Genomic DNA, 13,188 nt, shown 5'->3' with positions numbered 1-13,188 from the left:
AATTAAAATGAAACTATTTAGAATTATTAAACACATTGGTTTCATACTAATAGGTATGACAACTTTTAATGCTTGCGATAGCTATATTGAGGAAGATATTTTTTCAGATATTACTAGTGAGAACTTCATTGATGAAAATACCGCAGATCAATTGATTGTTGGAATTTATTCCAAATTGCGTCCAGTGTATAAAGACTATAATTTAAAGTTTTTAGGTACTGATATGTTTACATCAAAATCCGAGCTTAATTCTTTTTCAACCACTAATGATTATTTCGGATTTGATTCTGGTGTAGGTGGTTCTGCTTGGACTAGAAATTATGATGTAGTTGCAAAAGCAAATACTGCGATTAATCGATTTGAAAATCAAATTGTTTGGAACGAATCCAAGCTTGGCGAAAAGGCCTATGGCATTGCACAGGCAAGAGCTTTACGCGGACTTGCATTTTTTAATATGGTTCAACAATATGGTGGAATGGTATTAGACCTAGAAGAACCGACATCCATTCGTTCCGACTACGCTAGAAGTTCTGAAGAAGAAACCTATTCACAAATTATAAGTGATTTAGAATCTGCTATCCCAGACTTGATAGATACACCAGAAACAGGTCGATTTTCCAAAAGAGCAGCACAACATGTGTTAGCAGAGGTTTATCTAACACGAGCTTACTCAACATTTGGGAGCCCCACTGATTTTGATACCGCTGCTACACTTGCAGAAAGTGCTATTGGATCTTATGATATTAGAAGCCAAACATTTGCAGATGTTTTTAGATATGATAACCAAGTTAATGATGAAATATTATTTTCGATCCAATGGGGATCTGGTGGTCTTTCAACAGACCAAGTTAATACGAAACATTCTCTTTTTATGAATCAAGTAGCCAACTATCCTGGTGTCAATAGAACAACGACACCATACGGTTTTAGTGATTTTAGCGCAATGCCAACCCCCTATTTTTATTCACTTTTTTCTGAAGATGACTCAAGAGAAGATGCAACAATACATAGAGCCATTCTTGCTGATGGTGATGAACCAACCGCTCCAGACCCAATAGTTGCAGGTGATACTGTTGTATATTATCCTAAAACAGCCCTGGACCCTACAGAATTAGCGGAAAGATTAAATCGTTATTGGGTATATCAACCAGACCAATACTTATTTGGACAACCGGATGACATTCCAGGAGTTAATTACCTGTATTCATTAAACCCTGAACGTACAAATTTTCCAATTTTTAAAAAATTTGATGATGAGATATTTAATGAAACTACCGATGGTGCAAGGGATACATTTGTATTTCGTGTAGCAGGTACGCATTTGCTTGCAGCAGAGGCCTACTTTGGCGCGGGGAACACCGCAGCAGCATTAACGCATCTTAATATTGTGAGGGAACGCGCTACTGGAATTGCCAATGAATACACAACAATTACTATTGACGATATACTGGATGAGCGTGCTATAGAACTAGCTGGTGAAGCTAATCGTTGGGCCGTATTAAAGCGCACAGGCAAACTAGAAGAGCGCATTAACTTATACAATCCTCATGTTATAAACCATGGAGCCTTTGACTCAGGTGTTCATCTTTTAAGACCAATTCCATTAAGTGAATTAGAGTTATCTGATGGATCACTTACTCAGAACCCAGGATATTAAAATATTAAAGCCATTACGTTGAGGAGTTAGTATGTTTCTAAAATGGGCAGATTTAACAGGTCTGTCCATTTTAATTTAACTAAATCGCAATTTTTTTTAGATATTATTGCTCAAATCAGCATAATGGACTCACATACACTTGAAGGGTTCAGAAATATATTAAATGATAACATCCAATAAGTCGTATAATATGGAATAAAACAATCTATAAATAGAATTTTATATAAACATTCTTACTTTGATTTTAACAACATAAATGATAAAAACGTTATAAAAATGTTGCCATAAGTTTTAGTTCAATCTTCCCTTTTACAAGAACAATCTAATACAGTATATTTATGGATACAAACTAAGAAATAAGGCCATTAGCTTAACTTCAAAATATAAAAAACTTAACAATGGAAATTAACTAATAAAACAGTTAGTCCATATTAAAATAGCTTAATAATTGTAATAATCAAATGAAATCAACCGCATCACTTTCTATTATACAAATAGCTTTGACTGTTCTGACGATAACCATTTTTAGCTCTTGCAAAAAAGACTTACAAAAAACACAAAAAGAAATTGCTGTGGTCAATGCTGTTGACAAGGTATACCCACATTTAGATTCTGAAAATTCTAGATGGTTCTTTTTTTCATCAGCTAGCCGACCCTTTGGAATGGTAAACCTTAGTCCTGATACTGAAGTAAATGGTGCTTGGGGAAGTGGATATCGCTACAAAGTTGATACTATTCAAGGTTTTAGTCATATTCATGCTTGGCAGTTATCAGGGCTTTCAGTACTACCTGTAACCATATCAGAAAAAAACAAAACTTCTATTTTCAAAGATTACAAATCTAAATTTAGTCATGAAACTGAAATTGCTGCTCCTGGTTATCACTATGTAGAATTAGATCGCTACAACATATCAGCAGAACTTACTAGCACCAAAAGAGTGGGATTACACAAATACAATTTTCCCAAAAATGAATCGGCCGCTATACTTTTCAATCTAAATGGAATGCTAGGTCCAAATGCAAATCTAGAAGGAGTCCTGAACAAAACAGGTAATAAAAATTTGACAGGTGAATTAACGATTGCAAAAACTCACCGAAGACCAAAACCTATAAAATTATTTTTTAGCATTGATTTAAACACTGAAATAACCGCAGTTGACAAAGATTTAGAAACAGGAAATTACTTAGTTTCTCTTGCCGATAAAAACGAATCAGTATTAATGAAAGTAAGCATTTCATATACCTCAATTGAAAATGCTACTAACAATAAGCAAACTGAACTACCCGATTGGGATTTTAACCAAATAGTTTCTGACTCAAAAAAGGAGTGGAATGCAATGTTAGGTAGAATTACAATTGAAGGTGGTGATGAAAAAGCACAAAGAAGATTCTACACCGATTTATGGCATGCTTTGCAAGGGCGAAGAGTAATCAGCGACGTAAATGGTGCATACCCAGATAATACAGCTGACAACTTCAGAATTGGCCAGTTACCACTTGACGCTGCAGGAAAACCAAAGTTTAATCATTACAATTCTGATTCATTTTGGGGCGCTCAATGGACTATAAACACACTATGGGGTTTAGTTTACCCTGAAATAATGGAAGAATTTGTGCATTCCCTTATGCAATATTATAAGGATGGGGGCTTAATTCCTCGTGGCCCTTCTGGCGGTAATTACACCTACGTGATGACAGGGTCTTCGTCTACTCCATTTATTGTAAGCGCCATACAAAAAGGAATTATTAAAGATAATTTAGAAGAAATATTCCAAGCATTGAAAAAGAACCATATGCCTGGAGGCATCATGGAAAAAGCTGGTTATGAACATAAAACTGCATTAGGTGGTGGATTAAAATATTATATAAAAGATGGTTATGTACCACACCCAATACCTGAAGGTAAATTCGGTGGCCACCAAGATGGTGCTAGTTTAACTATGGAATACGCCTATCAAGATTGGACATTAGCTCAATTAGCAAAAAAATTAGGGCATACTGAAGACAACAACTATTTCATTAATCGATCTAAAAATTATAAAAATGTATTTAACACCGATATCGGATGGATGCAACCCAAAGATGTAACAGGTAAATGGTCGTCAAACTTTAGCCCATATCAACACGAACATGGGTTTATAGAATCTAACGGCGCACAGTCTACATGGTTTGTTCCGCATGACATAGTAGGCTTGGCAAAATTAATGGGCGGTAAAGAAAAAGCAGTTGAAAAGTTAAATCATCAATTTGAAACTGCAGAAAAATTAGGATTTACGGCAGGCAACTCTCATTCACAAGAATTGCATCCAGAATACCGAGAAATTCCAATAAATTATGGAAATCAACCTTCAATGCAAACCGCATATATATTCAATCTACTAGACAGACCTGATTTAACTCAATATTGGTCTCGTAAGGTAATAAACAAAGCATACAGTGGCCTTGGGACTTCTACAGGTTATAATGGTGACGAAGATCAAGGTCTTATGGGAAGCTTGTCAGTTTTATTAAAAACCGGACTTTTTCAAATGAATGGTGGCACTGGAGAAAATCCAGCTTACGAAATAGGAAGTCCTATTTTTGATCAAATTACAATTCATTTAAACAAAGATTATTACCCAGGTAAGACAATACAAATAAATACCATCGATAACAGCGCTGAAAATGTATTTATTAGCGAAATCCAATGGAATAAAAATCCTTTACTAAACCCAAGTATTAGTCATAATCAACTCATTAATGGCGGAGTTCTAGAACTAAAAATGTCTCCTAAAAATTAAATAACAAAAGGGTGAAGACTTAATCTAACTTTAGAGGATTACCTTAATTTATATTTGGTGATAATCGTTTAAATTATTAATCTGTACATTGTGAAATGCTTACTATCTGCACTTATAAAAATTTTTTTCTAGGCATATTCCTGCTATTTATTAGCAATCAAATATATGCACAACAAATAAAATTTGAGCATTATAATGATAATGATGGACTTTCACACAATTCTGTACGTCACATAATACAAGATGAAAATGGCTTTTTATGGCTTGGCACCTTTTCTGGTCTTAACCGTTTTGATGGATTTGAATTTAAAAACTACACTACTCAATCTACCGACACCAACAATATACAAAATGATGATATAACTGCAATAGAGTTAGACACTATTGCAAATCTAATGTGGATTGGTACTCGTTATGGCCTTATTAGGCTAAATATGGAAACCAATAAGCAAAAGATCTTTTTACCAAACCCAAACAACCCAAATAGTTTACAAGATCACGAAATACGTTCAGTACATGTAGATCGCTTTAAACGCGTATGGGTAGGAACTAAAGACAAAGGTTTATTTCTTTATTACCCAGAATTAGACACATTTGAAAAAATCGCATTACCAAAATTCAGTTATGTTAAAGAAATTTTTGAGGATTCTAAAGGTCAAATATGGGTTGGTAGTTATAAAAAAGCTGGAATAGCTAGAATAACTTTAGATGAACAAGGCAATGTAAAGACTGTTAAAGAATTTGACTTAGAAATACCTAATTCAACTGAAATAAATCCTTACATAAATTTTATTTATGAGAACGATAGACATGCTTTATTTGTGGGTACAAGAGAAGGCTTGTATAAACTAAATACTGCAAATAAATCATTCGAAAACTTATACATTGAAGACGCACTAATGAGAGATAATATTGGCCCTCATATGACGTCAATTGCACAAGCTCCAGATGGTCAATATTGGCTTGGAACTTTAGGAGGCATACTAGTTACCGACGAATTGGAAAACATTGGTAAGCAAAAATTCAATCGATTCTATGCTGTTCTCTCCGATGATAATTCATTAATTGACAATCTAGTGTCTTCGCTGTATTTTGATACATCTGGAGTTTTATGGGTGGGTACCGAAGATGGGTTAGATAAGTATGATCCTTTTGAAAACCAGTTCAAAACCAATAACGAAATTTCAAAATTTATTCAAAATCAAATTCCTCGTGTTCTTGGTTTTTCTAAAACCAATGACAATAAAATAATAGTTGCAACAAGACACAATGGTCTTTTTATTTATGAAAATGAGCATTACACTCCTTTATATCAGAATCAACAAATAATTTCAAGTATTTACTCTTTTGATGGAAACACTTTTTATTGTGGCCTTTGGAATGGTACAATCATGGTTTATGATTATCTCAAAAACAATTCTATAATTTACGATGTAGGTTTTCAAAAATCACCAGTTTTAACTTTTGCAAAAATTGGAACAGATAAATTAATAATAGGTTCACATGGTGAAGGAGCTATTGTTGTAGACGCGAATAATTTTAAAACTATTGAGTTTGATGGCGCATCGGATATAGATAATGAAATAAACAAAATAGTTGTTGATTCAATAGGTAAGGTATGGTTTGCCACACAATCTGGTGTATTTCTGTATGACCCATTTTCTGAACAGACTAAATCTTATACGACAAATACTAAAAAACTTTCAGAGAGTAATATTGGATTATTGCATAACAATGTAAGCGACCTCTCTATAGATCAATCTGGAAAAGTATGGGCGGCAACAAGAAAAGGCTTAAGTTCCTATGATGGAAATATTGACGATTTTAAAATTACAGTGGTTCCTGATGAGTTAAAGGGTAAGTGGATAACTGATTTATTTGCCGACACTAAAGGAAATTTATGGTTAAACTTCAACAATAATAGAATTGCACGATATCATATATTATCAGAAAAATTAAAAACATACCATGCAAATAGTGGCAATAGATTAGACGTATTTAGCTTGAGTGGTTTTTATTATGCTGATGACGACAATATTTTCCTCGGTGGTAAAAACGGTATAATTTCATTTTCACCACAGACATTATTAGACAATAAATATTCCCCTTCACCAATTATAACAAGCGTAAGAATACAGAATAAAGAAATTGAAATTGGTAGTAATTTAAATGGCCAAGTTATTCTTGAAAGAGATATAAATACCAAACGACAAATTTCACTCAAAAATGCAAATAAAAATTTTGCTTTTACTTTTTCCAGTCCATCATATATCAACGAGCGCTCCAATAAGTATAGCTATATATTAGAAGGATTCGATGAATCTTGGAATACTGTTGATGCTAAACAACGTAATGTACAATACACTAATCTCTTTTTTGGGGATTACACCTTTAAATTAAAGGCAATGAATAGTAATGGAGTATGGAGCGACGTTTCAACTTACGAGATTAAAATACTACCACCTTTCTGGCTTACATATAAAGCATTGGCCCTATTCTTACTTGCTTTGGGAGTTTCTTTCTATTTTATTAGAAAACAATTAAAGATAAGATTTAAATTAAAGCAACAACTACTCACTGAGAAAGTTAAACGAGAACGTGATGAGAAGTTAAACAATGAGAAACTTCGTTTTTTTACTAATATTTCACATGAACTAAGAACTCCTTTAACATTAATCTTAGGCCCTACGAAACAACTTATCGAAGAAGGACTTGAGACCAACAACCTCCATCAAAATGCAAAATTTCAACTTATTGACAAGAATGCTAAACGCCTTTTAAACCTTGTAAATCAGGTTTTAGATTTCAGAAAAGCGCAGTCTGGAGAATTAAATTTAAAAGTCTCTAAAACCAATATTTTGGCGCGCACAAAGGTGACCTATGATTCATTTCAAGAATTAGCAGAAAATAATAAAATACAATTCAATTTTATTACCGAAAATGATGATTTAGAAGGCTATTTAGATCGAGATAAATTTGATAAAATATTATATAATTTAATTTCTAATGCATTTAAGTTTACACAAAAATATGGCAACGTAGACATCTTTCTTTCCAAAAAAACTTTAAAAAATAATGAGTTTTTAGTTATTGAGGTTAGTGATAATGGCATTGGTATACCATTAGCTAGTCAAGACAAAATATTTGCTCGATTTTATCAGACAACCGATAGCAAAGAAAATAATACTGGATCAGGCATAGGGTTATCCTTAGTTAAAGCTTTGATAGAATTACATAAAGGATCCATTAAAGTGCAAAGCGCAAAAAATGAGGGTAGTGTATTTACCGTAAAAATTCCAATAAGCAGAAGTGCTTATTCGGATAATGAGATTTTTGATATTGAGAAAAAACCACTAAAAAAAGAATCTCCACAACTTATTACAGCTAAAAAAATCATACAAAACACCCACTTAAAAGAGCGTATTTTAATTATAGAAGACAATCTGGAACTGCGTAACTATTTGGTTGATTACCTATCAGATTATTACAAGGTTTTTGAAGCAGAGAATGGCAAAAAAGCACTTCAAATTTGTAGTCAAATAAAACCTATTGTTTGCGTTGCGGATGTTATGATGCCCATTATGGATGGGTATGAATTTTGCAATTCACTAAAAAATGACGCATCAATAAGTCATATTCCCGTTATTTTATTAACTGCTCTTGCCGAAAGTGACGACAAGATTAAAGGATACAATTCAGGCGCAGACGCTTATCTTGTAAAACCTTTTGACCCGTCGCTATTAAAAACTAGAATAGATAATATTATTAAATCTAGATCAATACTTAAAAAAATGTTTTCTGCTGATATTGAAAGCAACATCAAAGTTTTAACACATTCTCCTATTGACGAGGAATTTATGGAGAGAATTAATCAGGTAATTGAACAAAACTTAAGTAATCATGAACTTAATTCTGGATTTTTATGTGAAAGACTCGGAATGAGTTCATCAAAATTATATAGAAAAATAAAAGAGCTAACCGACCTCTCTCCCAATGAATTTATTCGAACGATTCGACTTAAAAAATCAGCACAATTATTAAAAACCAAAAAGTATAACGTTTCTGAGGTGACCGATCAAGTTGGCTTTAATGATCCGCTCTATTTTAGTCGCTGTTTTAAAAAACAATTCGGATATCCACCTAGTCAATTAATAAAATAGCTCCCTATTTTTTCACTATCACTTCTAAAAAGAAAAAACCTTAACTTTCATCAAGGTTTTATAATTTAAATATTTAATATTTCGCTATTCTTTATAAATTAAATGACGTTCGGAGGTAGTTCCTACTTTTACAGATGCGATATAATAGCCTGACGGCAATGCACTTAAATCAATCTGACTATCTGCACTATTAACCTTCTTATAACCTACAATATTTCCATCCATTCCAAAAACATAGATAACCCCATTATTAATTCCGGAGAATGCAGCGACATCTAAATTTAAGAAATCAATCACTGGATTTGGATATAGTTTGAAAATGGTATTCTCAGTTGCTGTGTCTGCCAAATCAGTTTCTTCCGCTTCCTCTTCTTCTTCAACCGCTTCAATATCACCATCATGTGCCGCCCATATAATAGCTTCCTTCATCATAGCCCTAAAATCAACATCACTTTCATAATCTTTGGCATTATGACCTAAAGCAGTATAAAAAGATCGTCCTCCGTCATATTCTTTATACCATGTTACTGGTCGAGCGGCATCGTAACTATTTGCTCCTGTAGCTCGTACTTGTAATAAATCTATATTACCATTATACAAATAACCTCCATTAAGCTCCCAGTAATAATATTCATCATTTTTAACCCATTCAGTGCCTAAATGAGTAATAGCATCATGTTCGCCAACTACATCTAGTACACCATTAAAATTATTAGCAGTATGATAAGGTGAAACTTGAACAATAGCTCCAACTAAGTCATTATACCAAGACCAACTACCACTTCTATACGTATCGGTTGCAGAATGCACACCAACATAACCTCCTCCATTTTGAATGAAAGCTTCAAAAGAATTTTGCTCGTCTATAGTAAGAATATTATCACCCGTCGTATTCAACCAAATAACAACATCATAGTCTACCAAGTTTTCAGTTGTAAAAACATCACTTGTTTGTGAATCTGCAACTATCCAATCTTGTTCTTCTCCAAATTCATTAATCATATTAATACCAGCCTGTATTGACGAATGTCTAAACTCCCCCGTTTCGTGGTATATTAAAACTCTAACTTGTTGCTCATCCTCAACAACTTCTTCGGGCTCAATCGCTATATTAATTGTCTCTGTATCAAAGGCAATCAACAATTTATCCCCAAACACTTCTGCTGCTGACGATTTAGTATCTGATGGTAATATACAGCGTTGTGACCAAGTATCCGTAGCAACATCATATTCCGAGATTTGATCTACATTAAACTCTCCATTAATACCGCCTACGATAATGATTTTATTATTGTGAACTATAGTTCCGGATTGAAAATGCGAACGTGAAACCGGTAGATTATTTTTACGCAACCAACTATTCGTTTCAGGATTATATTCATCCAAATAACTGACGGTTATTGTATCATTTATTTGTCCTCCTAAGGCATAAATCTTACCTTCCTGACTAGTTATACTTAAATTACTTCTTGGGTCGGGTAGAGCTGCTGCAACTCGCCATCCAGATATGGTATCATTTAAATTAAAAACTAAATGTTCTCCTAATTTAGTAATATCATCTTCCATTAATCCTCCTACATAATGTATTTGACCATTACTAAATGTCGCTGCACCTGCAGAACGACCGCTAGGTAAAGATGGCCCAACAGACCACGTATCATCTATAGTATTGTATACCTGAACTTGATTCGTAATTGAAACTATAGAATCATTTTTCTTTCCCCCAATAAGCCAAATTTCATCATTTATAGTGACAGCACTAGTATTCAAAAGAACTGTTGGCATTGGTGCACCAATAGACCAAGTATCCAAAGCTGGATCATATATTTCAGTTGCAGCTTTACTTATAGTATCTGATAAAACGTTTGATAAGACATAAAGTTTATCATTTACTTTAACGCTTTGCGAATTTTTCTTTTCATAAATCGAATTTGCCAATTCATTCCATGCACATTCTTCTGTTTCAATATAACCAGCACCGAATATCTCTATTGCTGAAATTTTAGGTTGATTTACAGTTGCTCCAAAGTCAATATTTAATTCTCCATCAACAACAGATACATCAAAAGATTTAATTATTGCTGTCATCGAAGCAGTTTGAACATTCATATCAAAAGCTGTAATCACTTCTTGACCTTCGATAGATGCATTAAAAACACGTTTTCCAATTCCGCCAGCACCACCTGCTGTTGCTCCCCAATAAATCTCGGCAAAATGTAGTTTTATTTCATAATCTCCATTATTTACTGGTATCTTATAACCAAACGACTTTAGACTACTACTTGAAGTACGCTCCGTTTTATAAATTGAATCTTGCGTTGATTCAAGAATATCTAAAATATTAGTATTGGTATACGCTTTACCGTCTCCAACAAATAATGTATCGGCCAGAAATTGAATAGAATCATTCACCACCAACGCTTCTCCGCCACTGTTTATTCTTAATACAAAAGAAGGTGAAGGAGCAGGTGATTTTTGAATAACCTCAAAGTTTACTGTATGAGAAATCCCAGAAACACCCTCTCCATTATCTAGATTAAAAGCTGTTGCAGTTAATGTATTCGCTCCTAAGTCAGGTGTCCATGGACGATAATCTTCATCATCATTTGCGCCAATTGCATACAAGGGAAGATTTTCGGTATGATAATTTTCAATTTGCTGATAATCAAAAACTACACTTTCAGTCAAAGAATCTACCTCTGCTCTAATATTTAAATTACTTGTACCTATTTCATCTAAATAAAAAACAGAACCTTCAGTGATTTTGATGATATCTTCATCAGAATCAGCATTTACTAATACAAAAGAAAATACATCTGGCCCAATGGGTTGAATAACAGAATCATTTTGGATAGGAATTTGCGGCAATAATGGAGTTTCTTGTGCCGAAACACTCTGACACATACAAATTATGGCTAGGACCATTGCATACTTTAAAAGTACGTTTTTCATACTAAAATAATTAAGTTCAATTCTTTGGGTACCCCAAAATTAGAACGAAATATTTTAATATGGAAATAAAAATTTCATAAGACCCTTTAAATTAATAATTTAAATACTCCCACCTATAGTGTTTATAGTATCACAAGGCGTATTTAAAGTTGAAAAATAAATTTTTTAAATATTTTTCAAAAAAAAAGAAGATATGGGATGGAAGTCCTAAAAAAAAGATTGTTCAACCAAATTTCTGACGTTCCACCATAAAGGTGTTAAGTACTTTTGAAAAACCACTTGCCACGTCTACACTAACATATTTAATACGATATTGCGCACATTTTAATTTCAAAGCATCAAAATATGATTTAACTTCTTGCTCATAAGACTCTTTTACAGAATCAGCATACAAATCTATTTGCTCACCTGTTTCAACATCAACGAATCGCTTTGGTGTATTTTCAAAATTGAAATGCATTTCCTTTTCACTATCCAATAAATGAAATAATACCACTTCGTGTTTATTATACTTTAAATGCTGAAGCGCATTAAACATCTTTTCATTATCTACACTAGTTTGAAACATATCTGTAAATAAAAACACAAGGCTTCTTCGCTTTATATTTTCAGCTATCAAATGAAGGTTTTCATAAGTTTCTGTCTGTTTTGGAGGAGCTTTTTCTTTGCTGATATCGCTTAACTTAGCTAACAACATTTGATGGTGACGCTCGCTACCTTTCTCGGGAGCATAGAAATTGTACCTATCAGCATATACGCTTAAACCTACAGCATCTCGCTGTCTTTTAAGCACATTCATTAAAGATGCAATTGCCAATACACCAAAACCAATCTTATTTAAACTTTCTACGCCTAAATTTGCAACTTCAGGATAATACATGGATGCCGAATTATCTAAAATCATATGGCATCTTAGATTGGTTTCTTCTTCATAACGTTTTGTAAAAAGCTTATCTGTTTTAGCAAACAACTTCCAATCTATATGCTTAGTACTTTCACCTGGATTATAAATTTTATGCTCAGCAAATTCCGCCGAAAAGCCATGAAACGGACTCTTATGTATTCCACTAATAAAACCCTCAACTACTTGATTAGCTAAAAGCTCAAGGTTTTGAAATAATACTGCTTTATTTAATTCAGATTGCAGATTCATAACTCGAAGATACTAAAGACCTTTTAATTAAATAAAAAAGGTTCAACCATGACAAATCACGATTGAACCTTCTTGAATTAAATTCTGATTTAATTCTTACAATGCAGCATCTATTGCATCTGCATAAACTTGTTTAGGAGAAACACCAACTTGTCTAGTTACAATTTCACCATTTTTAAATACCAATACCGTAGGTATATTACGTACTCCGTATTTACCAGCAAATTCTTGATTTGCATCAACATCTACTTTACCAACAACAGCTTTTCCGTCGTATTCTGTACTTAATTCCTCTATTACCGGACCTACCATTCTACATGGTCCACACCATGCTGCCCAAAAGTCTACTACTACTGGTTTATCACTTTTCAACACTACTTCCTCAAAAGTAGCATCTGTTATTTCTAATGCCATTTGATTTAATTTTTTAATTACACAAAGTTAGTCAAATATTACGCTCAAAACTTACTAACGCTTTATTCCTTC

General features: G+C 33.3%; 6 protein-coding genes. 3 read left to right on the top strand and 3 right to left on the bottom strand.

Going from position 1 to position 13,188, the window contains the following annotated elements; all coding sequences use genetic code 11:
* Positions 1-7: 7 nt before the first annotated feature.
* The 3 genes from UH7x_RS09760 (at position 8) to UH7x_RS09750 (ending at position 8,597) form a co-directional block, all read left to right on the top strand.
* The gene (locus UH7x_RS09760) at positions 8-1,657 is read left to right on the top strand and encodes a RagB/SusD family nutrient uptake outer membrane protein (protein ID WP_482363539.1); all 1,650 of its coding nucleotides are present in this window, start codon (positions 8-10) and stop codon (positions 1,655-1,657) included.
* Positions 1,658-2,118: 461 nt separating this feature from the next.
* Positions 2,119-4,437 (top strand): GH92 family glycosyl hydrolase, encoded by a 2,319-nt coding sequence (locus UH7x_RS09755; protein WP_482363538.1) that lies wholly within the window; start codon positions 2,119-2,121, stop codon positions 4,435-4,437.
* Between the two features lie 95 nt (positions 4,438-4,532).
* Positions 4,533-8,597 carry a hybrid sensor histidine kinase/response regulator gene (locus tag UH7x_RS09750; RefSeq protein WP_482363537.1) on the top strand — a complete coding sequence of 1,355 codons (4,065 nt, stop codon included), beginning with the start codon at positions 4,533-4,535 and terminating at the stop codon, positions 8,595-8,597.
* 84 nt (positions 8,598-8,681) lie between these two features.
* Here the strand turns inward: UH7x_RS09750 and UH7x_RS09745 are convergent, their stop codons facing one another.
* The 3 genes from UH7x_RS09745 to trxA all read right to left on the bottom strand — a co-directional run bounded on the left by UH7x_RS09745 (position 8,682) and on the right by trxA (position 13,116).
* The gene (locus UH7x_RS09745) at positions 8,682-11,549 is read right to left on the bottom strand and encodes a ThuA domain-containing protein (RefSeq protein ID WP_482363536.1); all 2,868 of its coding nucleotides are present in this window, start codon (positions 11,547-11,549) and stop codon (positions 8,682-8,684) included.
* Between the two features lie 223 nt (positions 11,550-11,772).
* Positions 11,773-12,702, bottom strand: a complete 930-nt coding sequence (locus UH7x_RS09740) for a DUF58 domain-containing protein (protein ID WP_482363535.1) — start codon at positions 12,700-12,702, stop codon at positions 11,773-11,775.
* A gap of 96 nt (positions 12,703-12,798) precedes the next feature.
* Entirely contained in the window at positions 12,799-13,116 is a 318-nt protein-coding gene (gene trxA / locus UH7x_RS09735) for a thioredoxin (RefSeq protein WP_153755805.1), read from the bottom strand.
* Positions 13,117-13,188: the final 72 nt, after the last annotated feature.

Source organism: Aurantibacter sp. UH7 (genome assembly GCF_056839165.1).
This window is presented reverse-complemented; position numbering and strand designations above follow the sequence as displayed.

Bases quoted from the DNA above. Each gene is read 5' to 3' on its own strand.
- UH7x_RS09760 (WP_482363539.1), top strand. From the start codon at position 8: ATGAAACTATTTAGAATTATTAAACACATTGGTTTCATACTAATAGGT.
- UH7x_RS09750 (WP_482363537.1), top strand. From the start codon at position 4,533: ATGCTTACTATCTGCACTTATAAAAATTTTTTTCTAGGCATATTCCTG.
- UH7x_RS09740 (WP_482363535.1), bottom strand. From the start codon at position 12,702: ATGAATCTGCAATCTGAATTAAATAAAGCAGTATTATTTCAAAACCTT.
- UH7x_RS09755 (WP_482363538.1), top strand. From the start codon at position 2,119: ATGAAATCAACCGCATCACTTTCTATTATACAAATAGCTTTGACTGTT.
- UH7x_RS09745 (WP_482363536.1), bottom strand. From the start codon at position 11,549: ATGAAAAACGTACTTTTAAAGTATGCAATGGTCCTAGCCATAATTTGT.
- trxA (WP_153755805.1), bottom strand. From the start codon at position 13,116: ATGGCATTAGAAATAACAGATGCTACTTTTGAGGAAGTAGTGTTGAAA.